Source organism: Streptomyces sp. 147326 (assembly GCF_045000215.1).
Taxonomy (GTDB): Bacteria; Actinomycetota; Actinomycetes; order Streptomycetales; family Streptomycetaceae; genus Streptomyces.
The window spans coordinates 8,171,173-8,194,460 of the sequence record NZ_CP134201.1 but is presented as its reverse complement, the minus strand read 5'-3'; the positions used below and the strand labels follow the sequence as shown (position 1 = coordinate 8,194,460).

Annotated in this window: 24 protein-coding genes, 1 tRNA gene and 1 pseudogene; 9 read left to right on the top strand and 17 right to left on the bottom strand. The window is 72.0% G+C overall.

The window, feature by feature from the left end; genetic code table 11:
- Positions 1-41: 41 nt before the first annotated feature.
- Positions 42-1,100 (bottom strand): ArsR family transcriptional regulator, encoded by a 1,059-nt coding sequence (locus RIU97_RS37735; RefSeq protein ID WP_404961971.1) that lies wholly within the window; start codon positions 1,098-1,100, stop codon positions 42-44.
- Positions 1,101-1,148: 48 nt separating this feature from the next.
- Here RIU97_RS37735 and RIU97_RS37730 point away from each other — a divergent pair, with 48 nt between their 5' ends.
- Positions 1,149-2,057: an aldo/keto reductase gene (locus RIU97_RS37730; protein ID WP_404961970.1), complete on the top strand. Its 909-nt coding sequence runs from the start codon at positions 1,149-1,151 to the stop codon at positions 2,055-2,057.
- A gap of 280 nt (positions 2,058-2,337) precedes the next feature.
- Here RIU97_RS37730 and RIU97_RS37725 read toward each other — a convergent pair whose 3' ends face one another.
- Both RIU97_RS37725 and RIU97_RS37720 read right to left on the bottom strand, forming a co-directional pair.
- Positions 2,338-2,586 carry a hypothetical protein gene (locus RIU97_RS37725; protein ID WP_404961969.1) on the bottom strand — a complete coding sequence of 83 codons (249 nt, stop codon included), beginning with the start codon at positions 2,584-2,586 and terminating at the stop codon, positions 2,338-2,340.
- Positions 2,587-2,630: 44 nt separating this feature from the next.
- Positions 2,631-3,140: a hypothetical protein gene (locus RIU97_RS37720; RefSeq protein WP_404961968.1), complete on the bottom strand. Its 510-nt coding sequence runs from the start codon at positions 3,138-3,140 to the stop codon at positions 2,631-2,633.
- A gap of 242 nt (positions 3,141-3,382) precedes the next feature.
- On the opposite strand from RIU97_RS37720, the gene RIU97_RS37715 reads away from it, so the two are divergent.
- Both RIU97_RS37715 and RIU97_RS37710 read left to right on the top strand, forming a co-directional pair.
- A complete protein-coding gene (locus tag RIU97_RS37715) occupies positions 3,383-4,270 on the top strand; it encodes a trypsin-like peptidase domain-containing protein (RefSeq protein ID WP_404961967.1) in 888 nt (295 codons plus the stop codon).
- 80 nt (positions 4,271-4,350) lie between these two features.
- On the top strand, positions 4,351-4,725 hold the full coding sequence (locus RIU97_RS37710) for a hypothetical protein (RefSeq protein WP_030723419.1): 375 nt from the start codon (positions 4,351-4,353) through the stop codon (positions 4,723-4,725).
- A gap of 16 nt (positions 4,726-4,741) precedes the next feature.
- Here the strand turns inward: RIU97_RS37710 and RIU97_RS37705 are convergent, their stop codons facing one another.
- The 10 genes from RIU97_RS37705 to RIU97_RS37660 all read right to left on the bottom strand — a co-directional run bounded on the left by RIU97_RS37705 (position 4,742) and on the right by RIU97_RS37660 (position 12,513).
- Positions 4,742-5,128: a hypothetical protein gene (locus tag RIU97_RS37705; protein WP_030723417.1), complete on the bottom strand. Its 387-nt coding sequence runs from the start codon at positions 5,126-5,128 to the stop codon at positions 4,742-4,744.
- 315 nt (positions 5,129-5,443) lie between these two features.
- Positions 5,444-6,361, bottom strand: coding sequence for a MurR/RpiR family transcriptional regulator (locus tag RIU97_RS37700; RefSeq protein WP_351302892.1), 918 nt, complete (start codon positions 6,359-6,361; stop codon positions 5,444-5,446).
- Between the two features lie 64 nt (positions 6,362-6,425).
- The gene (locus RIU97_RS37695; RefSeq protein WP_404961966.1) at positions 6,426-7,133 is read right to left on the bottom strand and encodes an NADPH-dependent FMN reductase; all 708 of its coding nucleotides are present in this window, start codon (positions 7,131-7,133) and stop codon (positions 6,426-6,428) included.
- 112 nt (positions 7,134-7,245) lie between these two features.
- Complete coding sequence (locus RIU97_RS37690; RefSeq protein ID WP_404961965.1) at positions 7,246-7,587, bottom strand: TcmI family type II polyketide cyclase; 342 nt, start codon at positions 7,585-7,587, stop codon at positions 7,246-7,248.
- A gap of 20 nt (positions 7,588-7,607) precedes the next feature.
- The gene (locus RIU97_RS37685) at positions 7,608-8,087 is read right to left on the bottom strand and encodes an SRPBCC family protein (RefSeq protein ID WP_404961964.1); all 480 of its coding nucleotides are present in this window, start codon (positions 8,085-8,087) and stop codon (positions 7,608-7,610) included.
- A 1-nt stretch (position 8,088) separates the two neighbouring features.
- Positions 8,089-8,343: an acyl carrier protein gene (locus RIU97_RS37680; RefSeq protein WP_404961963.1), complete on the bottom strand. Its 255-nt coding sequence runs from the start codon at positions 8,341-8,343 to the stop codon at positions 8,089-8,091.
- A 26-nt stretch (positions 8,344-8,369) separates the two neighbouring features.
- Positions 8,370-9,608, bottom strand: coding sequence for a beta-ketoacyl synthase N-terminal-like domain-containing protein (locus RIU97_RS37675; RefSeq protein ID WP_404961962.1), 1,239 nt, complete (start codon positions 9,606-9,608; stop codon positions 8,370-8,372).
- A complete protein-coding gene (locus RIU97_RS37670) occupies positions 9,605-10,876 on the bottom strand; it encodes a beta-ketoacyl-[acyl-carrier-protein] synthase family protein (RefSeq protein WP_404961961.1) in 1,272 nt (423 codons plus the stop codon). The genes RIU97_RS37675 and RIU97_RS37670 overlap by 4 nt, the downstream gene beginning before the upstream one ends.
- Entirely contained in the window at positions 10,873-11,316 is a 444-nt protein-coding gene (locus RIU97_RS37665) for a cupin domain-containing protein (RefSeq protein ID WP_404961960.1), read from the bottom strand. Before RIU97_RS37665 ends, RIU97_RS37670 begins: the two co-directional genes overlap by 4 nt.
- A 99-nt stretch (positions 11,317-11,415) precedes the next feature.
- A complete protein-coding gene (locus RIU97_RS37660) occupies positions 11,416-12,513 on the bottom strand; it encodes a SchA/CurD-like domain-containing protein (protein ID WP_404961959.1) in 1,098 nt (365 codons plus the stop codon).
- A gap of 275 nt (positions 12,514-12,788) precedes the next feature.
- On the opposite strand from RIU97_RS37660, the gene RIU97_RS37655 reads away from it, so the two are divergent.
- Complete coding sequence (locus RIU97_RS37655; protein ID WP_404961958.1) at positions 12,789-14,426, top strand: FAD-dependent oxidoreductase; 1,638 nt, start codon at positions 12,789-12,791, stop codon at positions 14,424-14,426.
- A 50-nt stretch (positions 14,427-14,476) separates the two neighbouring features.
- On the opposite strand, the gene RIU97_RS37650 is transcribed toward RIU97_RS37655, so the two are convergent.
- Positions 14,477-14,731, bottom strand: coding sequence for an acyl-CoA carboxylase subunit epsilon (locus RIU97_RS37650; RefSeq protein WP_404961957.1), 255 nt, complete (start codon positions 14,729-14,731; stop codon positions 14,477-14,479).
- 269 nt (positions 14,732-15,000) lie between these two features.
- Here RIU97_RS37650 and RIU97_RS37645 point away from each other — a divergent pair, with 269 nt between their 5' ends.
- Together RIU97_RS37645 and RIU97_RS37640 are read left to right on the top strand one after the other, a co-directional pair.
- The gene (locus RIU97_RS37645) at positions 15,001-15,219 is read left to right on the top strand and encodes a hypothetical protein (protein WP_383564749.1); all 219 of its coding nucleotides are present in this window, start codon (positions 15,001-15,003) and stop codon (positions 15,217-15,219) included.
- A gap of 326 nt (positions 15,220-15,545) precedes the next feature.
- Positions 15,546-16,979, top strand: coding sequence for a glycoside hydrolase family 16 protein (locus RIU97_RS37640; RefSeq protein ID WP_404961956.1), 1,434 nt, complete (start codon positions 15,546-15,548; stop codon positions 16,977-16,979).
- A gap of 19 nt (positions 16,980-16,998) precedes the next feature.
- Here the strand turns inward: RIU97_RS37640 and RIU97_RS37635 are convergent.
- Both RIU97_RS37635 and RIU97_RS37630 read right to left on the bottom strand, forming a co-directional pair.
- A tRNA-Gln gene (locus RIU97_RS37635) sits at positions 16,999-17,074 on the bottom strand.
- Between the two features lie 68 nt (positions 17,075-17,142).
- A complete protein-coding gene (locus RIU97_RS37630; protein WP_404961955.1) occupies positions 17,143-18,516 on the bottom strand; it encodes a hypothetical protein in 1,374 nt (457 codons plus the stop codon).
- A 127-nt stretch (positions 18,517-18,643) separates the two neighbouring features.
- Between RIU97_RS37630 and RIU97_RS37625 the strand changes: the two are divergent.
- From RIU97_RS37625 to RIU97_RS37615, 3 genes and pseudogenes are all read left to right on the top strand, one after another.
- A pseudogene (locus RIU97_RS37625) lies at positions 18,644-19,026 on the top strand (VOC family protein).
- 254 nt (positions 19,027-19,280) lie between these two features.
- On the top strand, positions 19,281-21,248 hold the full coding sequence (locus RIU97_RS37620) for a calcium-binding protein (protein ID WP_404961954.1): 1,968 nt from the start codon (positions 19,281-19,283) through the stop codon (positions 21,246-21,248).
- 236 nt (positions 21,249-21,484) lie between these two features.
- On the top strand, positions 21,485-22,528 hold the full coding sequence (locus tag RIU97_RS37615) for a LacI family DNA-binding transcriptional regulator (RefSeq protein WP_404961953.1): 1,044 nt from the start codon (positions 21,485-21,487) through the stop codon (positions 22,526-22,528).
- A 94-nt stretch (positions 22,529-22,622) separates the two neighbouring features.
- On the opposite strand, the gene RIU97_RS37610 is transcribed toward RIU97_RS37615, so the two are convergent.
- Positions 22,623-23,276 (bottom strand): DUF4360 domain-containing protein, encoded by a 654-nt coding sequence (locus tag RIU97_RS37610; protein ID WP_404961952.1) that lies wholly within the window; start codon positions 23,274-23,276, stop codon positions 22,623-22,625.
- Positions 23,277-23,288: the final 12 nt, after the last annotated feature.

Genomic DNA, 23,288 nt, shown 5'->3' with positions numbered 1-23,288 from the left:
AGCGACATGTCGCAGCACGGATCGAGGGCGGTGAAAGGTGATCACCCGGACGAGTGGGGCGGGCGGACCGGCCCGGACCGCTCCTCGGAGGATCCGGCGAGGACGGACTCGGCGACGGCGGTGCGGGCGTAGAGCACGGAGCGGCCGGCCCGGTGCGCACTGACGAATCCCGCGGCACGCAGCGCGGTGAGGTACTGGGAGACCCCGCCCGCCGAGAGTCCGGTGCGCCGGGCCAGTTCGGTGGTGGAGGCCGGGGACTCCAGCTCGGTCAGCAGCAGGGTCCGGGAGCAGCCCAGGACGGCGGCCAGGGCCTCGGTCCGGGCGGCGGGCCGGGGTTCCCACAACGCACCCGTGCCGCGCGCCGGATAGGCGAGCTGCGGCGGTTCGGGCGGCGTCGCGCGGGTGAACGGGACCGGCCCGGTGAAGGCGGAGGGAATCAGCACGAGCCCCTCGCCCGCCGTCCCGCGGGACAGGGGCCGGTGCCGGCGCGCCAGCCGGAGCGCGTTGTCGTCCCAGCTCACCGACGGGTGCAGATCGTTGAAGAGCCGGCCCGCGCCGTGCTCGGCGACCTGCCGGGCCCGGTGGAAGACGTCGGCGTCGAGAACCGCGCGGATCCGCGCCCAGTAGGGCGCCAGTGCCAGCTCCCAGTAGCTCTCGATCTCCTCGGCGACCCGCTCCAGGCGGGCCCGCGGCTCGGCGTACAGGCTCCGTGCCCGGGGACCGAGATCTCCCTGCTCGCGCCGCAGGCGGTCGAGGTCCTGGCGCACCCGGGCGGTGGGAGAGGCCCGGATCCTGGCCAGTTCCTCCGTCAGCGCGGGAGCCGGCCCCGTGGGTGCCGGATTGAGGAAGTCGGGAACGTACCCCGAGGGCGGGATCAGTTCGGCCAGCCAGCCCCGGTCGAGGCCGGCGGCCGCCAGCCGTGGCCGTACCTGCTCGGCCCAGGGCCGGTGCACGGGGGACGCTGCACCGGAGCGCAGCAGCCGGAAGCTCGGGCCGACCTCCCACATCGGCGAGACGGCGAACCGCATCTGCGCCAGATCACTCACCGAGAACGTCAGCTCCGCCTGCATCGCCCAGCCCTCCCCCGAGGATTCACACATGCCCTCATCAATGGCCCGGCAGCATACACAGAGGAGATCATCCGGGGCATGACCTCACAGACGATGACCGCGGCGGCCGCGGGTACCTGGACACTCGGCGACCTGGAGATCAACCGGATCGGTTTCGGCGCGATGCGTCTGACGCAGAGTGGCGAGGCGTTCGCGGACGACGCCGTGCCCAGCGACCGGGGCCGGGCGATCCGTGTGCTGCGCCGGGCCGTTGAGCTCGGGGTGAACCACATCGACACCGCCGCGTTCTACTTCTCACCGCTGCGCTCCGCCAACGAACTGATCAGCCGGGCACTGGCCCCCTACCCGGAGGACCTCGTCATCACCACCAAGGTCGGGCCGGGCCGGGACCCGTCCGGCGCGTGGATTCCTCATGCCACCGCCCGGCAGCTGCGCGGCCAGGTCGAGGAGAACCTGCGCCAGCTGGGCCGCGATCACCTCGACGTGGTGAACCTGCGCGTGGTCGGGTCCGATTCCATCGCCGAGCGCTTCGGAGCACTCGCCGAGCTGCGCGAGGCGGGTCTCATCCGCCACCTGGGCACCTCCAACGTCACCCCCGAACACCTCGAAGAGGCGCGGGCCATCGCGCCGGTCGTGTGCGTGCAGAACATGTACGGCATCGGGGTGCGGCCCGAGCACGACGCGTTCCTGCGCACCTGCGGCGAACTGGGAATCGCGTTCGTCCCCTTCTACTCCATCGCCGGCGACGGGCGGCAGGCGGGCGCGAGCGGCGCCGAGCACGAGGTGGTGCTCGCCGTCGCACGGGCACACGGCGCGAGCCCGGCGCAGGTGCGGCTGGCGTGGACCCTGCAGCGGGGGCCGCACGTGCTGGCCATCCCCGGCACCGGCGATCCGGATCACCTGGAGGCGAACGTGGCCGCGGGCGCCCTGCGCCTGACCGCGGACGACCTGGCCGCGCTGGAGTCCCTCCACCGCAGGGGGGCGTGAGCCGGCCGGCTGCGGGTCGGCTGCGCCCTCGAGCGGAGCCACCGCAGACGGGCCGGTGCGGCCGGGGCCGGAGCCGGGCGCGCCGGGCGGCTGCGCCACTTGAGCGGGGCACCGCAGACGGGCCAGTGCGGCGGGGCCGGAGCCGGGCGCGCCGGGGCGTCTCCTCGGGCGCCGAACGTGGCGGGGGGTCGGAGGGCCGGGCCACCTTGCGTTCGGCGCCCTGCGGGGAGCGCCCCGGCACACACCCGACCCCGTCGGAACCTGCGGGACCGGTGTCAGTTCACGGGAGGTCCTCGGTGGGCGGGTCGGCCTCGTACACGTGGGGGGTGTCCGCGTCCCACTGCACCAGTTCGGTGCCGCCGAGGACCACCTCGTCGGGGTCCGGCATGCCGGCCCGCCGCAGGAACTCGATGACGTCCTCGTCCGAGTGGGCCAGACCGAGGGACTGCTCTCCGCTCGCGGTCCGCAGGGTCACCTGCCGGCCTCCCGACGGGAAGATCCGGTGTACGACGACGGGCGCATGACGCATACCCACAGCCTCGCCCCCTACGCCCGGCCCGGCACCCCGGGGGGTCAGGACGTACGGCCGACCGTGGCGGCGGCGCCGTCCGCCGCCGCGGGGATGCGGAACATCGAGGGATCGGGGTAGGTCGCCTTCTCGGCCTGCAGGACCTCTTCGATCTCGGCCCTGAAGACGGGCTCGAAGAAGTCGGTGGCCAGCAGCAGGCGCAGCCCCCGCACGGTCGGGTCGAGCAGCGGCCGGGCCATGCGGGCGCCGCCGCCGGAGATGCCGGTGAATCCGGTCCGGGCGGTCGCCGATCTCCCGCCGACGCGTTCCTCGAAGCCCGCGGTCGCGTAGCCGACGACCAGCGCCAGCTCGGTGAGGAACTTCCGGGTTCCGAGAGCCATCTCCTCCGCGCCCTGCAGTGTCTGGACGGAGCCGCCGGGGACCTTGAAGTCGTCGCTGTTCCGCTTGAGGCCGCGCGCCTCGTACACGGCGCGCGCCTCCTCGAAGAGCCGCCCCGCCTCGTCGACCGCCTTCATCGCCGTCACCAGCTGGTCGATGTCGATCTCGCGCTTCACGCTGCCTCCCGATCCGGAACCCATGGTGCACAGACCGTAGGAGGCAAAGCGTCCGCTGCGGAACACCCGTGCGGCGATCAGATCCCGGGCCCTCCGGAGCCGCCGGGGACCCCTCCCCCGGCGGCCGACCGGCGGTGGCTCCAACTCGCCATGCCCTCTTGTTACTTGAGGCAAGTGTCTCAACAATGCACATGACAACCGGAGGATCTTCGGTCGCATTGTCATCAGAGGGGAACCCCCACATGAAAAAGCCTCTCGCCGGTGCCTTACTCTCGCTGCTCCTGATGGGAGCAGCAGTCGCCCCGGCCGTCGCCGCACCCTCGGCACCCACGGCTCCCACCGCACCGACCGCCCAGGCCGCGCCCGCAGCGCCCGCCGCACCCCCGGCGACCGCCGTCGCCGTCAACTTCGCCGGCACCGTGGCCCTCAGCAACTGTTCCGGCTCCGTCGTCCGCGCGCCCGCGTCCCAGCCGAACGACCCCGCGCTCGTCCTGTCCAACGGCCACTGCCTGGAGACCGGCTTCCCGGCCGCCGGCGAAGTCGTCCAGGACCGGCCGTCCTCCCGCTCCTTCTCGCTGCTCAACTCGTCGGGCTCGAAGGTCGCGACCCTGCGGGCCAGCAAGATCGCGTACGGGACGATGACCGACACGGACGTCTCGATCTACCAGCTCACCAAGACCTACGCACAGATCCAGAGCCAGTACGGCATCACCGCGCTGACCCTGAACGACGTACGCCCGGCGCAGGGCTCGGCGATCAAGGTGGTCTCCGGCTACTGGAAGCGGATCTACAGCTGCAACGTGGACGGCTTCGCCTACCTCCTCAAGGAGGGCGACTGGACCTGGAAGGACTCGGTCCGCTACACCTCGTCCTGCAACACCATCGGCGGCACCTCCGGCTCGCCCGTGATCGACACGACGACCGGCAAGGTCGTCGCCGTCAACAACACGGGCAACGAGGACGGCGGGCGCTGCACGGTGAACAACCCGTGCGAGGTCGACCAGAACGGCAACGTGACGGTCCGCCAGGGCATCAACTACGCCCAGGAGACCTACATCATCGTCCCCTGCATAGGCCCCGGCAACAAGATCGACCTGAACCGCCCCGGCTGCCTGCTGCCGAAGCCGTAGCCGTAGTTCCGGCTCCGCGTACGTCCCCGCCCGGCCCGAAAAGCCCCACGGCCGGGCCCCGGGCGGGGATACTCGGACGCGTGGAACTGCACATCGATCACCGCTGGTTGCTGGAGCGGCAGGAGGCGCTGTTCAAGGACGTGGAGGTGGCCGACCACTCCGCCCTGGTCGCCGCCGTCGCCCGGCACCGGGTCAACACGCCCAGCCTGGAAGTGGACGACCCCGACGCCTACTGGCGTGCGGCCGCGCTGCTCGACGCGATCGTCCTGCTCCGGCCGCTCCCCGACTCCAACGAGTACTTCGCCTACGGGGTCGCCGTCGCCTACATCGAGGCCTCCGGTGAAGCGGTGGAGGCCTCCTACGAGCAGTGGCGCGACCTGATCACCGACATCCGCATGCTCCGCGTGAGCGTCTACGACGTGGCCGCGCGGCTCCGCTCCTGGCAGCCCGCGTAACTCCCGGGCCGGGCCCTCAGCGCCTGCGCTGGGCGGGGGTGCCCACCAGGAGCGCGTCCGAGACCAGGCGCGCGCCACGGGCGAGCCGGCTCAGCTGCTCGAGCTCCAGGGCGTACATCCTGATCGAGTTCTCGATGACCGTCTCGGCTATGCCCATCGTCGGCAGCTCGGCCCGGCTGGTCTGCAGGGCCGCCCGCACCGCGCGCATCTCGTGCTGCAGCTGGAGCTGGACGTGCCGGGCCAGGAGCGCGTGGTGGCGGGTGAGCGTGAGGTAGCCGCCGTAGCGGGCCGGGAGGAGGTCCCGCAGCCAGCGCGTGGCCGTGCGCTCCCAGTCGTGCGTTCCGGGCGCCTTGACCTGCAGGGGCCAGTCCGGGCTGAGCGTAAACGTGGCCGTCTGGGGCATTCTCGTCACTTCCGAATGGTGTCGAAGCTCTGATCGAGACGTTCTTGGGGGGCGGCCTCGGCCCAGGGGTTGACCGAGGCCGCCATGGGCGCTCTGCGGGATCCGAAAGCCTGGACTCGACGCGCGGCCGCGACGTGAGGAGGTTCGTCGTGCCGTGCGTACGTTCGAGAGGACGTGGGGTCGTCCTCCTTGGCATCTGGTGGATCCGGAGCGCCGTCGTCAGTAAACATATATACCGTCGAGTAAGCAAGAGTATGAAAAATTTCATGCACGTCGAAGGCTGAATATCTCCTGGTGGAGCGGGCCGGATCCGCGCTACAGGAAGAAGCCGTGATGGTGGGCGACCTGCTCGTAGTCCTCCAGGCGGGCCTGCGTCCGCTCGGGGTCCGCGTCCGCCATGGACTGGAGCAGGGCCGCGGAGAGCATCCCGGGCGCCGCGTACGAGTCGAACACCAGCCGGGATCCGGTCCCCGCCGTCAGGGCCACGTCCGCCTCGTCCACCAGCGGCCCCAGGGTGGGGTCCGTGATCAGGACCACGCGCAGCCCCGTACTGCGGGCGGCCCGGATGGCGGCCAGGGTCTCCTTGGCGTGCCTCGGCATGGCGAAGGCGAGGACCCAGGTCCCGCCGGCCGCCCTGGACTGGAGCAGCGCGTCGAAGGCGACGCTGCCGCCGCGGGTCACCAGGCGGACGTCGGGGTGGATGCGCCGGGCCGCGTACGCGAAGTACTCCGCCAGCGAGACCGAGATGCGCAGCCCGAGGATGGTCAGCGGCACCGAGGCGGCCAGTTCGCGGCCGATGTCCAGCACCTGGTTGGTGTCGGCGAGCAGCCGGCGCACGTTCTCCAGGTTCTCGATCTCGGCGTCCACGGCCGCCTGCAGCTCGTTGCGGCGGATCTGCTCGCGGGTGTCCGGGGCGCCGGCGACCGCGCTCAGCGCGATCGGCTGGAGCACGTCGCGCAGGGCGGGGTAGCCGCTGAATCCGAGGGAGGAGGCGAAGCGGGTCACGGAGGGCTGGCTGACGCCCACCCGCTCGGCGAGCTCGGTGATCGAGAGGAAGGCGGCCTCGGTGAGGTGGTCGATCAGGTACTGGGCGATGCGGCGCTGGCCCGGCGAGAGGCGCCGGCCGTCGAAAAGGGCGAGGAGCCGGTCGGCCGGGGGGCGGACCTCTTCCGACGACTGGCCGCTCGGCTTGATCGCGGCCGCCTGCGCGCGTGCCTGCTGCCCCGATGACACCGGAGGGCCTCCTTCTCACGTCACCCGCGTTCCAACATAGCTCACGCCCCGTGGTCGTTGATGATCAGTCCTCGGCCCGGGCGGTCACCGGGGCGTCGGTGCGGTCGCCGAGGAACTCGTACCAGCAGTGCCGCAGGTGCAGGTAGCGGGTGTCGGCCTCGGTGAGGGCGAGGAAGGCGCCGATCGTCGAGGTCAGCCGCTCGGCGAGGCCGCGGTCGTCGAGGGCGCCGTTCTCGGAGAACGCGTGGTGGGCGTTGGCCAGGCTGAACATGTCGGGGTAGACGCGGGCTCCGAGGTGCTCCAGCGGGACCCGCAGGGCCCACAGCCCGCGGTTGCCGCCGACCATCGAGGGCGAGGCCGAGAGCAGCAGGGTCTGCTTGTCCTTGAAGGGCTGCGGGCGGCGGCGCGAGACCCAGTCGACGGCGTTCTTCAGCGCGCCCGGGACGGAGGCGTTGTACTCGGGCGAGGCGATGACCAGCGCCTGCGCGGCCTCGATCCGCTCGCACAGGGCCAGGGCACCCTTCGGCACGCCCTCGTCGGCCTCCGCGTCGCCGTCGTACAGCGGCATGGGGAAGTCGGCGAGCGTGGCGGCGTCCGCTACGGCGCCGGCCCTGGCCACCTGGGCGGCGGCCAGGGCCGCGAGCCGGGCGTTGACCGAGCCGGTGCGCGAGGACCCGGACAGGACGAGCACGCGCAGGGAGGAATGGGAGAACGCGTCCTCGTGCGGGCGGGCCGGATCCGCCGGGAAGTGGTCGGTGTCGGTCGGGTTCATTCCGTCTCCCTGACTGTCAGCTGTTTCGGACTCCGGATACGGGGCTCGTCGACGGGCCACGCGCGGCGGGACCCGCACACACCGGTGTGCGGGTCCCGTCCGGGCCACCGGGTCACTTCGCGCCGGGGTTCTCCCAGCGGTAGAACTCGTGGGCCATCGCGTCCTTCGGACTGCGCCAGGTCTCCGGGTTGTGCGGGCTGATGTAGGCCGTCAGCCGGTCGCTGAGGTCCCGGAACTCGGGGTGGTCGGTGACCTTCGCGATCGCCGGGCCGGGCGGCCGGTCCGATTCGATCAGGTGCAGGTAGACGTCGCCGAACTGGAAGAGGCTGCGGCGCGTCACCCCGACGAGGTGCGGCAGTTCGCCCCGGTCCGAGCCCGCGAAGAGCTCGGCGATGTCGGGCGCCGACCCCGGCGCCATGCGGGCGACGATGAGGGCGCGGTGCGGCTGGTTCATCCGCGTTCCTGCCTTTCGTTTCAGAGACGGCTGACGGCCGGGGTGCGGTTCTCGCGCTCGCGCTGCTCGATCTTGTCCCGGATGAGCGCCATCTGGATCGGGGAGTTGCGGTTGATGTTGTCGGTCATCCACGCGTCGTCCACCGGCGCGTCCGGCTTCATCGCGAAGTCCTGGGTCCACTTCATCCGCGTGCCGCCGGGCACCTTGAAGTACTGCCAGTGGATGTCCATGTGCGCGAAGGGGCCGGTTTCCACGCGCCGGGCGCGGACGGTGAGGCTCTTGCGGTCGACGGTCCGCTCGGAGACCCAGCTCCAGACCTTGCCGTTCTCGTCGGGGTGCATGGTCAGGCGGAACCGGGTGGTGTCGCCCTGCTGGTCGATGATCTCCAGCGAGGCGTACTCGCTGAACAGCTGCGGCCAGCTCGGGAGGTCGTTGGTCATCTCCCACACGACGTCCACGGGCGCGTTGACGGTGATCTCGTTCTCGGTGTGTCCTGGCATGTCAGGCTCCGGTCATCAGGCTGTTGTTGACGAGGTCGAGGAATTCCCCGGGGGTCTTGCACCGGTCGGCGTCGGTGGGCAGGGCCCGCCCGCGCCGGTTCTCCAGCTCACCGACGATCCCGAGCAGGCCCAGCGAATCGAGGCCGTACTCGTCGAAGGCGGAGTCCGGACGGCTCGCCATCTCGGTGGGATCGACGGTGATTCCGGCGGTCTTCATCAGCACCGCCAGTTCCTCCAGGGTCAATCGGTCGGACATCTGGCTTCTCTCTTCTACGGGGGGCGCTACTTGGTCGCCGACGAGCCCTTGCGCAGGACGAGCGCGGAGTTCGATCCCATCCGGCCGCGGCTCAGCACGAGCGCGGTGCGCAGCTCCGCGGGGCGGGCGCTGCCGGTCACCACGTCGAGGTCGTGGCACACGTCGTAGACGTTCGGGGTCGGCGGGACGACTCCGTGCTCCAGGGCCAGGACGGCGGCCGCGGTGTCGAGGGCGGGCGCAGCGCAGTACGCCCTGCCGGTACCGGACTTGGGAGCCGTGACCGGCACCTTCCGCCCGTACGCGCCGAGGGCGTCGGCGAGGGCCGCGGCCTCGGCCGCGTCGGCCTCCGGGGTACCGAGGGCGTCGGCGAAGACCACGTCGATCTCCTCCGGCGCGCAGCCGGCCTCCCGGAGCGCGCCCCGGATGGCGTGGGCCAGTCCCTCGCCGGACGCGTCCCGCCGCTGGGTGCCGGTGAAGGTCGCGGCGTGGCCGGCGAGGACGGCCCGGACCGTGGCGCCGCGCCGGCGGGCCTCGGCCTCGTCCTCGACGACGAACATCGCGCCGCCCTCGGCGGGGACGAATCCGCAGGCCTTGTCGGTGAACGGCCGGTACGCGCGCTCGGGGTCGTCCGAGGTGCTCAGCCCCTCGTACTCCAGCTGGCAGACGATGGAGTACGGCGCGAGGGGCGCCTCCGTGGCCCCGGCCAGCATGGCCCGGCTGCCCTGGCGGATCGCCCGGACCGCGTGGGCGAAGGCGTCGAGTCCGCCCGCCTCGTCGCTGCAGACGACCCCGCAGGGGCCCTTCAGCCCGCGGCGGATGGAGATCTGGCCGGTGCTGGCGGCGTAGAACCAGGCGATCGACTGGTAGGGGCCCACGAAGCGCGGTCCCTGTTCCCAGAGGTGCTGCAGCTCGCGCTGGCCGAACTCGCCGCCGCCGGAACCTGCGGCCGTGACGACGCCGACGGAGAAGGGGTCGCCCTCGTAGTCGGCCCGGCCGAGCCGGGCGTCCTCCAGGGCGAGGTCGGCGGCCGCCAGGGCGTGGTGGGTGAACCGGTCGGTCTGGACGAGGAAGCGGTCCTCGACCATGGCGCCGGGATCGAAGCCCCGTACCTCGCCGGCGACGCGCAGCGGCAGGTGCTCGCACCCCGCCCGGGTGACGCGGTCCAGCACGCTGACCCCGGACTGGGTCGCCTTCCAGAAGGCGTCGGCGCCCACGCCGTTGGGCGCGATGACCCCGATGCCCGTGATGACCGTTCGGCTGGTCACGAGACCTCCTCCTTCGGCCGGGTCATGACGACGGCGGACTGGAAGCCGCCGAAGCCGCTGCCCACGGAGAGCACGTTGCGCAGTTTCCGGCCGCGGGCGACGCGGGGCACGTAGTCCAGGTCGCACTCGGGATCGGGCGTCTCGTAGTTCGCGGTCGGCGGCACCACCTGGTGGACCATGGCGAGGACGCAGGCCGCGAGTTCGATGGCGCCGATGGCGCCGAGGGAGTGACCCACCATGGATTTGATGGAGGTCATCGGCGTCTTGTAGGCGTGGTCGCCCAGGACCCGCTTGACCGCCGCCGTCTCGTGGCGGTCGTTCTGCTTGGTCCCGGATCCGTGCGCGTTGACGTAGTCGATCTGGTCGGCGCCGATTTCGGCCTGGGCGAGGGCGGTTTCGATGGCCCGGGCCATCTCCAGGCCCTCGGCGGTCAGCCCGGTCATGTGGTGGGCGTTGCCGAAGGTGGCGTAGCCGCCGATCTCGCAGTAGACGGTCGCACCGCGGGCGCGGGCGTGTTCCAGCTCTTCGAGTACGAGGACGGCGCCGCCCTCGCCGAGGACGAACCCGTCCCGGTCGGCGTCGAACGGCCGCGAGGCGTGGGCCGGGTCGTCGTTGTTCGGCGAGGTGGCCTTGATGGCGTCGAAGCAGGCCACGGTGATCGGCGATATCGGCGAGTCGGAGGCGCCTGCGATGCAGACGTCCATCCGGCCCTCCGCGATGGAGTGGACGGCGTACCCGATGGCGTCCAGTCCCGAGGTGCAGCCGGTGGAGACCGTCTGGACCGGGCCCCGCGCCCCGACCTCCTCAGCGACGGCGGAGGCGAGGGTGGCGGGCGTGAACGCGCGGTGCAGGTACGGGCCGGCCAGTTTGTGGTCCACGTCCCACCAGGAGCCGGACTGGCTCACGGCGACGTAGTCGTGCTCCAGCCGGGTGGTGCCTCCGACGGCCGTGCCGAGGGAGACGCCGGTCCGCCAGGCCTCGTCCGTGCCGAGGTCGAGCGCCGCGTCGCGGACGGCCTCACGGGCGGCGACCAGGGCGAACTGGATGTACCGGTCCGCCCGGGCCGCTTCGCCCTCGCCGAGGCCGTGCGCGGCGGGGTCGAAGTCGACCTCGGCGGCTATCCGCGAGCGGAAGCCCGTCGGGTCGAAAAGGCTGATGCCCCGGGTCGCCGTACGGCCGTTGGAGAGCAGGTCCCAGAAATCTCGGACTCCGATCCCGCCGGGCGCGACGACGCCGACTCCGGTGACGGCCACCCGCCGGCGGGTCACGAGACCGCTCCCGTTCGGTCCGGAGGCTGCTCCCAGGCGGTGCTCTCCGGGTGCGGGGCCTCCTCGGTGTCGACGTGGCCGAGTTCGGGACGCGGGGCGAGCGGGCCGAGGTGGAAGACCATGCGGGCCTCGGTGTCGCCGACGTTGCGGAAGCGGTGGCGCATGTTGAGGGGGACGAGCAGGCCCTGGTCGGTGCGCAGCGGGTGGGCCTCGCCGTCGAGGTCCACCTCCAGCCGGCCGGCGACCACGTACACGAACTCCTCGGAGTACGGGTGGTAGTGCTCGGCGATGGATTCCCCGGGGGCCATGATCGCCATGCCCATGAAGCCGCTGGTGGAACCCACCGACGTCGGGGTGAGCACGGCCCTCAGGTCGCCACCGCGCCGACAGTTGGGCGGCGTCTCGCTGAGGTCCACGATGCGTGGGCGCTGTCTGGTCATGGCGGGTTCCTCCTGGCGTGTGGGGAGAGCCTGGACGGGGATGCGGGTCGAGGCGGGGGTGGAGAGAGGTGGTGCTCCGGATGGGTTCCCCGGCGGGGATCAGGACTGCGCGGCTGCCCGGCGGTCGGTGATCAGGTTCATGGTGTGGTGCGCGGGGCGAACGCGCCCGCCGGGCGCGGCCGTCAGCCGGGCGAGCACCGCCGCCTTGCGCGGGCCCGAGACGCCGAAGGTGATGTCGGGCTGGGCGTCCAGCGGGCCGCGCACGTCGATGAGGCGGACGACGATGTCGTCACGCTGGAAGATGCTGCTGCTCCGTACGGGGCTCTTCGGGCGGTGCGCGGCCGCCTCGTCCTGCCGGGCGAGGAACTTGGCGAGCGCCACGCCGCAGCCGGGCTTCGCCTCGTAGAACAGCGCGTGCCGCTGCACGTCGGCGGAGTCGGACTCCGGTGCGGCGATGTGGTGGACCGCCGGGAGTGCGGCACGCATGAAGAACATGCGCGCGGATTCCGGGTCGTTCAGGTTCCGGTCCTGTTCGAGGTAGGGGTTGATCGCCTCCTCCACCGCTCGTACCTCGGGCTGCTCGGAGACGTGCCGCAGGGCCGTCACCAGGTCGCCCTGGACCTCCACCGTCCGTACGACCCGGTTGCCGTGCATGAAGAGCGAGGTGCGGCACAGGCGGGTGTGGGCGTCGACGCGGGCGGCCGGGGAGGCGTAGCTGGAGAGGATGGCCGCGACCTGCTTCTCGCTGCCCGGCTTGACGGTGAAGGTGAGGGCGTGGCGCACGATTCCGGCGCCCAGCCGGGGTGTGGCCTGCAGGCGCGCCGTGGTCGGGCGGGCGGCCTGGTCGTAGCCGCGGCCGGTCTCGCGCAGGACGGTGAACTTGAGCGGGCGCATGTTGCGCGCGCACGCGCCGAGCGGCTTCACCTGTTCCGCATGGTGCTCGCTGTTGACCCATGCGAGGTACTGCGGGGCGCTCTCCCACTCACTGGTGATGAGCCACTGCGAGGGATCCTCGAAGGATTGGCACAGCTGATCGCTGATGTGGCCCGGGACCGACGCGATGTCGTGGCGGAGCTGTTCGTACGCCTCGAAGAACTGCTGCTGGGTCCCCTCGTGGAGATCCATCAGCAGGACGACCCGGAGCATGGAGCCGTCGAAGGCTGACTGCGACACCCGTTCGGACAGGGTGGTTGTCATCTACTCACTCCTTCATGAGGGGGTGGAGATCCATCGCTTACGGACCCCTCGTCCGTCACCGGTGGCGTCCGCCCGGGCCGGCGGCCGCCTCCATGGGGAACGGCAGGCCGGCGCGTCTCAGGGGGAGCCGCTGTCGCTCATCGTCATCCGGGTGGCGACGTACCGCTACATGTCCGGATCAAGCGGGTGACAACCGGCGAATCAACTGGGCCTGATCCCGGATCGGGGGCATAAAGACTCCACTCCCCCACACAGAAAACAGGAGCCCGCAGCTGATGGAAGACAACGCCGATGTTCGCGTACCGGTTCTCGTCGTGGGCGGCTCCCTCGTGGGCCTGTCCACCTCGCTTTTCCTGAGCCGCCACGGAGTGAGGCACCTGCTCGTCGAGAAGCACTCCGGTACGTCCCCGCACCCGCGAGGCCGCGGCATCAACGCCCGGACGATGGAGCTGTTCCGCACGGCAGGGGCGGAGCGCGCGATCCGCCAGGCGGCGTCCGTACTGGAGGGCATTCAGGGCATTCTGCAGGCCGGTTCGCTGACCGACCGCAGCGACCACAACTGGCTGATCAAGTCGATCGATCCGTCGGGGGCGATCGCCCGTTTCAGCCCGACCGGCTGGTGCCTGTGCAGCCAGAACAACATCGAGCCGGTGCTGGCCGCACAGAGCCGCGCGCAGGGCGCGGACGTGCGGTTCTCCACCGAACTGATGAGCTTCGACCAGGACGCCACCGGAGTGAACGCCGTGGTGAAGGACCGGTTGACGGGCGTGCACAGCACGGTGCGCGCGGACTTCCTGATCGCGGCGGACGGGCCGCGCAGCCCCGTCAGGGAACAGCTCCGGATCCCCCAGACGGGTAACGGCGAGCTGTTCCACAACGTCAGCGTCACCTTCCGCTCTGAACGGCTCGTCGAGGTGCTGGGCGACCTGCGGTTCATCGTCTGCTACCTGATGCGCCCGGGGGCGGACGGGGCCCTGCTGCCGGTGGACAACAAGACGCAGTGGGTCTTCCACGCCCCGTGGCACCCGGAGCAGGGCGAGACCCTGGAGGACTTCACCGACGAGCGGTGCGTGGACCAGATCCGCGACGCGATCGGCGTACCCGACCTGGACGTGGAGATCGGCGGCAAGGCGCCGTGGCATGCCGCCGAACGGGTGGCGGAGCGGTACTCGTCCGGTCGGGTGTTCCTCGCCGGGGACGCGGCCCACGAGATGTCCCCCACCGGGGCCTTCGGCTCCAACACGGGCATCCAGGACGCGCACAACCTGGCGTGGAAGATCGCCGCGGTGCTGGACGGATCGGCCGGCATCGGGCTGCTCGAGACCTACGAGGCCGAGCGGCTGCCGGTCGCCAGGGCCACCAGCGAGCGGGCTTCGGCCCGTTCGGCGGAGCACAGCCACCCGGGGTACGCGCCCCCGCCCACCATGGGCGGCGGGCCGGGCAGCGGGGTGCTCACCACGGCCATGGGCTACTCCTACTCGCAGGGCGCGCTCGTCGGCGCCGAGCCCGGCCGGCCCGTGATCCCCGAGACGATGCGCATGGTCGGCGACACCGGGACCCGGGCCCCGCACATGTGGCTGACCCGTGCGGGTGAACGGATCTCCACGCTGGACCTGTACGAGCGCTCCTTCGTGCTGCTCAGCGGTGCGGGGTCACCGTGGCAGGCGGCCGCGGAACAGGTCGCGGAGCAGCTGCCGGTGCGGCTGGACGCCTACACCATCGGCTCCGGGCCGGTCGCCGACCTGGTCCAGGACGGCAGCGGCTCCGACTGGAGCGAGGTCCACGCGATGAGCGCGGAGGGCGCCGTGCTCGTACGGCCGGACGGGTTCGTGGCCTGGCGCTCGGAGGGCGCGGTCGCCGATCCCCGGGCGACGCTGCACAAGGTCCTCTCGACGGTGCTGCGCCGGGCGTGACCACCTCGTCCCCCCTTCCGCCGGCCGTGCACGCGGCCGGCGGAAGGGGTTCAGCGGCAGGCCCAGCAGTTCGCCCAGCAGCCGGCGTCGGGCCGGAAGGTACGGCGGCGGCCGGCGGCGGAGCCGACGCCCCCGCCCGCCGCACCGCGGGCCCTGCCCCGGTCTCCGCCCTGGTCGCGGTCGCGGTCCAGGGAGTTCCGGTGCGCGTAACACGCGACGACGACCGCGAGCGCGGCCAGTTCCTCCGGGGCGGCAACGCCCCGCTCCACACGCAGCAGGCTCGCTATCGGGACATCGTTCGACATCGGCACGGCCTCTCTCACGGGGGCTGCGCGTGCGCCCGGCCGCGGCACGAGGGGCGGACCGGCTCTGCGCCGACACGGGCGGCACACGGGTGGCTCGGTGCGCTGACGGGACGTGTTCCGCGTGTGCGAACCGGCCGGCGGACTCCTGTCGGGTCACCAGGACTCCTGTCGCGACCGACGCTACAAGCGCGCGGCGGACCCGGCATTCCGGGGACGTGCCGCTCGGGGTGCGGCGCCCGCGCGGCCGGGGCGCCCCGACGGGGCCGGCCGTGACCGCCCAGGGGCCCCTGTTGTGCCGGGGCTGCGCCGGCCGGCTGTACGCCGTCTGCATCACGGACCATTCCGGCGGGAACACGGCCGGCCAGTGGGAGGTGGACCACGAGATGCCCGTGGAGTGCCCGCTGGCCGGGCTGTTGCCCCTGACCGGGACGGCGACCGATGTCCACGACCTGCCGGGAGCCGAGGAGGTGCTCGGTCCGCCCTTCTGAGCGCGGCGGGTTGGACCGCACGGGTGATCTCCGTCCGTCGCCTGCACTGTCCTCGGCACTGTTGTCGGCACTGTCCTCGGCACTGCCCCGGCACCGCCCCGGCACCGCCCCGGCACTGCCGGCGACCCCGCGGCGAGGTCGGCGCGGGCGTGCGTTCACTCTTTGAACTCCCCCTGCCCGTAGGGGCTTTCCGGGTTCCATCTCTTGACGACCGTGGGGGTGGGGAGCACAGTGTCCAGCGGCGCCGTCTTGAGAGCGCTCTCAAGACGGCGGACCTCCGCCTCTTCCCCCCGCACCGCGCCTGACGCGCTTCAGAGAGGGCACCCATGCGTGAGATATCCGGCAGGACACGACCGACGGTCCGGCGGGCCGTCCTGGCCGCGCTCGGCACGATCACCGTGGTCGCGGCCGCCGCCGCGGGCATCGCACTGCCCGCGAGCGCCGCGGCTCCCCCCACCCCGGCCGGCTGGTCCCGCGTGTTCCTGGACGACTTCGACGGAGCCGCCGGATCCGGGGTGAACACCGCCGACTGGCAGTACACCACCGGCACCAGTTACCCCGGCGGACCCGCCAACTTCGGTACCGGCGAGATCGAGACGATGACCGCCGACCCCTCCAACGTCTCCCTCGACGGCGCGGGCAACCTGCGCATCACGCCGCGGCGGGACGCGGCCGGCAACTGGACGTCCGGCCGGATCGAGACCCGGCGGTCCGACTTCCAGCCCCCGGCCGGCGGCACGCTCCGCACCGAGGCGCGCATCCAGATGCCGAACGTCACGGGCCCGGCGGCCAAGGGCTACTGGCCGGCGTTCTGGATGCTCGGAGCCCCGTACCGCGGCAACTGGTGGAACTGGCCCGGCATCGGTGAGATCGACATCCTGGAGAACGTCCAGGGCATCAACAACGTCTGGGCCACCGTGCACTGCGGCACGAGCCCCGGCGGACCCTGCAACGAGACGTCCGGCATCGGCGGCCAGCACGTCTGCCCGGGCACGAGCTGCCAGGGCGCTTTCCACACCTACGCCGTGGAGTGGGACCGCTCGACGGCGGTCGAGGAGATGCGCTTCTACGTCGACGGCCTCAACTTCCACACCGTACGGGCGAACCAGGTGGACGCGACCACCTGGACCAACGCCACGAACCACGGCTACTTCATCATCCTGAACGTCGCCATGGGCGGCGGTTTCCCCGATGCCTTCGGCGGCGGGCCCGACGCGGGCACCCAGCCCGGCCACGCCATGGTCGTCGACTACGTGTCCGTCCTCCGCTCGACGGGCGGCACCACACCGCCCACCACCCCGCCCACCACACCCCCGACGACGCCTCCGACCACCCCGCCGGCGGGCAACCGTGACGCGTACTCCGCGATCCAGGCCGAGTCGTACGACGGCCATGCGGGCACGGTCAAGGAGACCACCACGGACTCCGGCGGCGGCCAGGACCTGGCGGCGATCGGCAACGGCGACTGGGCACTGTTCAGGGGCGTCGATTTCGGCTCCACACCGGCGAAGCAGTTCTACGGACGCGTGGCGAGCGGTGCGGCCGGCGGAGTCAGCGGGCTGGTCGAGGTGCGCCTCGACGACCGGAACTCGGCGCCCGTCGGCAGCTTCTCGATCGCGGGCACCGGCGGGTGGCAGAGCTGGCGGACGGTCCCGGCGAACATCACCGCGGTCACGGGCACCCACGACGTCTACCTGACCTTCACGAGCGGCCAGCCCGCCGACTTCGTGAACGTCAACTGGTTCGACTTCGGTCACTGAGCGGTCCGAGCAAGCGAAGTGGCGACGAGGGCAGGATTCGAACCTACGTCCACCCGGGATCAGAGCCGGGCGCTCCTCCGCAGAGCTTCCTCGTCGCCACGTCGATCATCGCTGGGGCCGCCGTCCGGGGCAACCGATTTCCGCGACCGCCCCGCGCGGTCGGTCACAGCCACTCCCTCGCCGCCGCGCGCTTGCCCTTGCCGGAGAACACACCGGCCGACCGGAGGGCGCTGGCCATGAGGGGGTCCGCAACGGCGACACCGTGCACGAGCTCGGGCGTCCGGCGGAAGGCGACTGCCTCGGCCGTCGGTCTGGGGGCGGTCCAGGCGCCCGCGACGGGGTCCACCCGGTGCCGGGCGCAGACTGCCTCGACCAACGAGCGCGGGCATTCCCTCTCTCCCCGGAGCACTTCCCAGGGCAGGGGCAGCTCCGCGCAGACGTAGGTGTCGGGGTGCAGCCCGCCGCCGCTCATGCGGTGCCAGTACGCCACATCGGCGGCCATCAGCCGGGGAACCTTGCCCGGACAGAACCGGTCCAGGATCTCCTCCTGGCCCAGTTCGGACAGGATCGCGAACCAGTGGGCCCGGGCCGTGTTCCACGCCTGTGCGGCCTGGTTCCACGTCGACGAGTCGTCGCCGCGGCGCACGATCATCGTTTCGCGCTCCAGCGGGTGCCGGTTCCAGGCGTCTTCCAACAGGTCGGCGACCTGGCGCAGGAAGCCGTTCCACCGCACCAGCAGGTGGGTGAGGTCCTCGTCGGACACCGCGGCCAGCACCTCCGCCGTGGGATGCACGTGCGCGACCGCAGACCAGCGGGTCCGCTCGGGCCGCGCCCGCAGACGCTGGAACAGCGCCTCGGCGACCTCGTCGTAGGCCTGGCGCTGGCGGCCGTTGGTGAAGATGCTGCGCATGTGGCCGCGCGCGGTGATGTACGCGATGAAGGCCGCCGTGTCCGGGTCCGCGGCGAAGAGACCGTACGGCAGCACGCGGGCGAGTGCTCCCTTGCCCGTCAGGGTCACCTCGCGGCGGCGCTGCTCGTGAATCAGCCGCGCCAGTTTGGCCTCCATGCGGCGCAGGAGCCGGAAGCGCTTGTTGTACTGGCGCTTGGAGACCTCACCGAGGCCGGCAGCGGTGCGCCCGGCCCGGTCGAGACGGTCCATGCCGAAGTCGTTCTGGCCGTACGCCCGGCCTATGGACTCGCCGGCACGCCGTATCACCGCCTCGATCCGGTCCGGATCGTCTCCCGCGTCGTCCGGGAGCTCCGGCACTTCCGTGAACAGGCTTGCCACACGGGCGAGCTGGCGCTGCGCGCCGACCGGGCGGGCGAAATCCTCCCGCATGGAGGTGTAGCCGTGCCAGAGGTTGCGCAGCGAGTGCCCGGCGGCCTTGGCGAGTGCCTCCTCCGTGGCCGCGTCGAGATCGGTGCCCTGGGCCGCGTACAGATCCTGGATGAGCCGGGCCACATCCTCCGGACGCTTGCGCAGTGTGAGCGAGGCGTGCAGTTCACGGAGGAGTGGTTCGGCGGTGGGCGACAGCATGGGCATCACCCTGTCATTCCTCCGCCAGGTGCCCAACTGGATTTCCGCAGGCCGCAGCCACGGGTCACCCCGCAGTGGCTACGGCGGAACCGGTCGGCTCCCGGGTCGTCCACCTACACTGACGGGCATGGCATGCCGCATCAGTGAGCTGGTCATCGACTGCGCCGACCCCGACCGGCTGGCCGCGTTCTGGAGCGAGGTCCTCGGCTACGTCGAACTCGGCCGGGAGGACGACGGAAGCATCGAGATCGGGCCGCCCGCAGCCGGCTCGGCGGCCCGCAGCCCACGCTCGTCCTGAGCCCCGGCGGCGCCCGGCGGACCGGGAAGCTCCGGCTGCACATCGACGTCAACGCCACCGACCGCGATCAGGACGCCGAGTTGGAACGGCTGCTCGCTCTCGGTGCCAGGCCCGCCGACGTCGGCCAGACCGGCGCCGAGAGCTGGCACGTTCTGGCCGACCCGGAGGGCAACGAATTCTGCCTCCTGCGCACCCGTCTCCAGCCCCTCTGACGACCTGCCACCTGGCACCGAGCCGCACTGTTGTAGGGCGGTCGGGTGGAACCGCCGCCTCCGGCGGGCCGGGTCCGGCGAGCCGCCGGGGTCCCGCCGTGGCAGTGGCCGGAAGCTGTGGCCCGTCACCAAGGGTGACCGGAGGCACGGCGAGCTGCGGCAGAGGGGTCTGCATGTCGACATTCACGTGGGGTGCTCGAAGGGATCGGGGACGGGTCACGCGAGGGGGCCGCCGCGCCGACAGGATCGGCGCGGTGGTGGCCCTGGGCCTGGCGCTCGCGGTGGCCCTGCCCGGAGCGGCACTGGCCGCCCCGGGCGATCTGGATCCCACGTTCGGCGGCGGCGACGGGACGGTGACCACCGACCTCGGCTCCTCCGAAGCCGCCGCCGACATGGTGGTGCAGCCCGACGGCAAGATGGTCGCCGTCGGCGGTGACGTGACGGACTTCGTCGGCAATTTCGCGGCGGTCCGCTACAACGCCGACGGCAGCCTGGACACCACGTTCGGCGACGGCGGAAAGGTGTCCACCGACATCGCCGGCGGCTCCGACACCGCCAACGGCGTGGCCCTGCAGGCCGACGGCAAGATCGTCGTCGTCGGCATCAGCGAGAACCTCGAAGGCGGCGTCGCCTGGTTCACGGTGGTCCGCTACAACGCGGACGGCAGCCTGGACACGACCTTCGACGGCGACGGCAAGGCGGTCACCGACTTCGGAGGCGGTGGCGCCGACCAGGGCTCCGACGTGGCGGTGCAGGCCGACGGCAAGATCGTCGCCGGCGGCGGTGTCGGCGGACTGTTCGCACTGGCCCGGTACAACGCCCTGGACGGCAGCCTGGACACGACCTTCGACGGCGACGGCAAGGTGCTCACCGCCTTCGCAGGCATCCAGGGGGGCAGCACGGCGTACGGACTGGCGCTGCAGGCCGACGGCAGGATCATCGCCGCCGGCGACACGACCGAGGGCCTCGTACGGGACTTCGCGCTGGCCCGGTACAACTCCGACGGCACCCTGGACACGAGCTTCAGCGGCGACGGCAGGGTGACCACCGACCTGGGGGCCATGGACACCGCCCAGGACGTGGTGGTGCAGTCCGACGGCAGGATCGTGGCCGTGGGCGGCTCCAGCCCCGGCGTGTTCTCGCTGACCCGCTACAACGCCAACGGCACCCTCGACACGGCCTTCGACGGCGACGGCAGGGTGACCACCAACCTCGGTGGGCCCCAGGGCGGCAGCTCGGCGTACGACGTGGTCCAGCAGTCCGACGGCAAGCTCGTCGCCGTCGGCGGCGGCAACGGCGACTTCGCGCTCGCCCGCTACCTCACCAACGGCAGCCTGGACTCGGGCTTCGGCGGTGGCGACGGCACGGTCGCCACGAACCTCGGGGGCGCCGACCTGGCCCAGTCGGTGGCGCTGCTGCCCGACGGCAGGTTCGTCGCCGCGGGAGGAGGCGGGGCGGGCGAGGACTTCGCGCTGGCCCGGTACGAGGGCGGCGGCACCACTCCGCCGACTCCGCCCAGTGCGGACCTGGCCGTCACCGTGTCCGGACCCGGCACGGTCAGCATCGGCGACCAGGCGACCTACACGGTGACGGTGCGCAACACCAGCGCCACCGTGCCCGCGACGGCCGTCACGCTGGCCGACACCCTCGCTGGAGCCGGCGGCACCGTCCTGTCGGCCGTGCCCAGCCAGGGCAGTTGCACGAGAACCGCCACCGGCGCGAGCTGCACCCTGGGCACCCTCGCGGCCGGCGCCTCCGCCACCGTGACCGTGGTGACCGAGCCCCGGAGCACCGGCACCCTCTCCGACACCGCCACGGCGGACGCGGCGGAGCCCGACCCGGTGCCCGGCAACGACAGGGCCACGGCGAACACCACCGTGAACAACGCCCGCGGCTGCACGATCATCGGCACCAGCGGCGCGGACACCCTGAACGGCGGCTACTTCGCCGACGTGATCTGCGGTCTCGGCGGCAACGACACGATCCGCCCGGGCTACGGCAACGACACGGTCCACGGCGGTGCGGGCAACGACAACATCGACGGCAGCTTCGGCGACGACACGCTCAACGGCGGTACCGGGAGCGACACCCTGCTGGGCAACTACGGCAACGACCGGCTCAACACGGTCGACGCGGTCGCCGGCAACGACACCGCGAACGGCGGTCTCGGCAGCGACAGTTGCACGACCGACCCGGGCGACACCCGCATCAGCTGCCCGTAGTCCGTCCGGGCGGTGCGGGTGATCGCTGCCCGGTAGCGGTGGCGGCGGCGGTCCCGCGCCCTCGCTCAAGGCTGCCCTCGGAACCGGTCGGTGAACGGCCGGCCTCCGCCGGTCGTCACCGCGGTGACGACCGGTACGGTCGCGAGCGCCCTCGGCTTCCCGGCCGCACCGGTTACCCTGCTGTGTCCGGCGAGGCCACCGCCCGTGGGACCCGCCTACAGCATGGAGGAACACCCGTGTCGGAACCGCGTCCCGGGAACCGCCCCACCCTGGAGGCCGTCGCGGCGCTCGCCGGGGTGTCCCGGGCCACCGCCTCCCGTGTGGTCAACGGCGGCGACGGCGTCCGCCCGCACCTGGCGGACAAGGTGCGCGAGGCGATCCGGGACCTGGGCTACGTCCCCAACCACGCGGCCCGCACCCTGGTCACCCGGCGCACCGGAGCCGTCGCCGTGATCATCGCCGAGCCGGAGGTCCGGATATTCTCGGACCCCTTCTTCTCCCGCCAGATCCGCGGCATCAGCAAGGAGTTGACCGCGCACGACGCCCAACTCGTCCTGATGCTGGTGGAGGACCGGGGCGACTACGACCGGATCGAGCGCTACCTGGCCGGCGGCCACGTCGACGGGGCGCTCGCGTTCTCCCTGCACACCGACGATCCGCTGCCCGCCATCACCCGCCGCATCGGCATGCCCACGGTCTACGGCGGCCGCCCCGGCTGGACCTCCGGGTCCGGGGAGCAGGACGGGGTGGCGTACGTCGACGCGGACAACCGCGGCGGCGCCCGGGACGCGGTGCGCCACCTGCTGGCGCTCGGCCGGCGGCGGATCGCGCACATCGCCGGCCCGCTTGACCAGACTTCGGCGGCGGACCGCCTCAGCGGCTACCGGGACGTGCTCCCGGACGACGCCCCCGAGCTGTTCGCCGAGGGGGGCTTCACCGTGGTGGGAGGGGCCCGGGCGATGGCCGAACTGCTGGACCGGGACCCCGGGATCGACGCCGTCTTCGCCGGGAACGACCTGATGGCGACCGGCGCGCTGCAGGTGCTGCGGGAGCGCGGCAGGACGGTTCCGGGGGACGTGGCGCTGGTGGGCTTCGACGACGCCGAGCCGGTGGCGGAGAGCGCCGACCCTCCGCTGACGACCGTGCGCCAGGACGTCGAGGGCATGGGGCGCATGATGGCGGGGCTGCTGATGCGCACGCTGAACGGCGGTCCGGACGAGCGGACCGTGCCCGGTCCGGTGATCACCGCGACGACCCTGGTCCGGCGCGTGTCGGCCTGACCCGGCCCGCGGAGGACGGCCTGCGGAAACGGCTGCCGGGGCCCGCGTGGCGGCGGGCCCCGGCAGCCGGGCCGAAGGGGAGGAACGTCCCGGATCAGCGGCGCACGGGGCACTGCTTCCACGAGAAGTGGTAGATGCTGTTGATGCTGCCGTCCGTCGAGTCGAGGGCCATGAAGCTGGTCTGCGACGGGTCGGAGGTGCCCACCTCGGCGCGCAGTTCGGTGTTGATGTTGAAGTTGCGCTGCTCGCCGCAGGGTGCGAAGACCAGGGCTTCGATGCCCGTGGTGTCGGTCTTCTGCCAGTTGTCCTCGTAGTAGCCGTTGATCTTGTGGGTGCGCTGGGCGGTCTGGCTCATGCCCTGGAAGTAGTAGCTGGCCTTCTGGGTGCCGATCGCCCCTTGCTGCAGGCTGCCGAAGCCCCGGTAGTCGACCTGGGCCACGGCGTAGGTGTAGCCCTGGGGGACGTGCACCTGGAGGGAGAGGAGACAGTTCTTGCGGCCTTCGGTGGCGGGGGCGCCGCCTCCGGCCTGGGCCAGGTACTCGCTGTAGGTGACGGTGAAGGCCGAGTTGTCCGGCGCCACCGCGACGGTGGCGCTGCCTGGTCGGCAGCCCGATCCGTTGACGGAGGCGACGTCCACGGTCACGTTGTCGGTGGGCGCCGAGGGGGAGGCCCCGGCCGTGGGGGTGAGCGTGACGAGCGTTGCGGTCACGGCGGCTGCGGTGAATCCGGTACGGAGCGACTTGATCACACCGTCATGAAT

What these genes read in the sequence shown, in the direction of transcription:
- RIU97_RS37725 (WP_404961969.1), bottom strand. Translation starts at nt 2,586, where the DNA reads ATGCGTCATGCGCCCGTCGTCGTACACCGGATCTTCCCGTCGGGAGGC.
- RIU97_RS37695 (WP_404961966.1), bottom strand. Translation starts at nt 7,133, where the DNA reads ATGAACCCGACCGACACCGACCACTTCCCGGCGGATCCGGCCCGCCCG.
- RIU97_RS37665 (WP_404961960.1), bottom strand. Translation starts at nt 11,316, where the DNA reads ATGACCAGACAGCGCCCACGCATCGTGGACCTCAGCGAGACGCCGCCC.
- RIU97_RS37690 (WP_404961965.1), bottom strand. Translation starts at nt 7,587, where the DNA reads ATGAACCAGCCGCACCGCGCCCTCATCGTCGCCCGCATGGCGCCGGGG.
- RIU97_RS37680 (WP_404961963.1), bottom strand. Translation starts at nt 8,343, where the DNA reads ATGTCCGACCGATTGACCCTGGAGGAACTGGCGGTGCTGATGAAGACC.
- RIU97_RS37640 (WP_404961956.1), top strand. Translation starts at nt 15,546, where the DNA reads ATGCGTGAGATATCCGGCAGGACACGACCGACGGTCCGGCGGGCCGTC.
- RIU97_RS37630 (WP_404961955.1), bottom strand. Translation starts at nt 18,516, where the DNA reads ATGCTGTCGCCCACCGCCGAACCACTCCTCCGTGAACTGCACGCCTCG.
- RIU97_RS37730 (WP_404961970.1), top strand. Translation starts at nt 1,149, where the DNA reads ATGACCTCACAGACGATGACCGCGGCGGCCGCGGGTACCTGGACACTC.
- RIU97_RS37650 (WP_404961957.1), bottom strand. Translation starts at nt 14,731, where the DNA reads ATGTCGAACGATGTCCCGATAGCGAGCCTGCTGCGTGTGGAGCGGGGC.
- RIU97_RS37685 (WP_404961964.1), bottom strand. Translation starts at nt 8,087, where the DNA reads ATGCCAGGACACACCGAGAACGAGATCACCGTCAACGCGCCCGTGGAC.
- RIU97_RS37655 (WP_404961958.1), top strand. Translation starts at nt 12,789, where the DNA reads ATGGAAGACAACGCCGATGTTCGCGTACCGGTTCTCGTCGTGGGCGGC.
- RIU97_RS37705 (WP_030723417.1), bottom strand. Translation starts at nt 5,128, where the DNA reads ATGCCCCAGACGGCCACGTTTACGCTCAGCCCGGACTGGCCCCTGCAG.
- RIU97_RS37715 (WP_404961967.1), top strand. Translation starts at nt 3,383, where the DNA reads ATGAAAAAGCCTCTCGCCGGTGCCTTACTCTCGCTGCTCCTGATGGGA.
- RIU97_RS37660 (WP_404961959.1), bottom strand. Translation starts at nt 12,513, where the DNA reads ATGACAACCACCCTGTCCGAACGGGTGTCGCAGTCAGCCTTCGACGGC.
- RIU97_RS37735 (WP_404961971.1), bottom strand. Translation starts at nt 1,100, where the DNA reads ATGTGTGAATCCTCGGGGGAGGGCTGGGCGATGCAGGCGGAGCTGACG.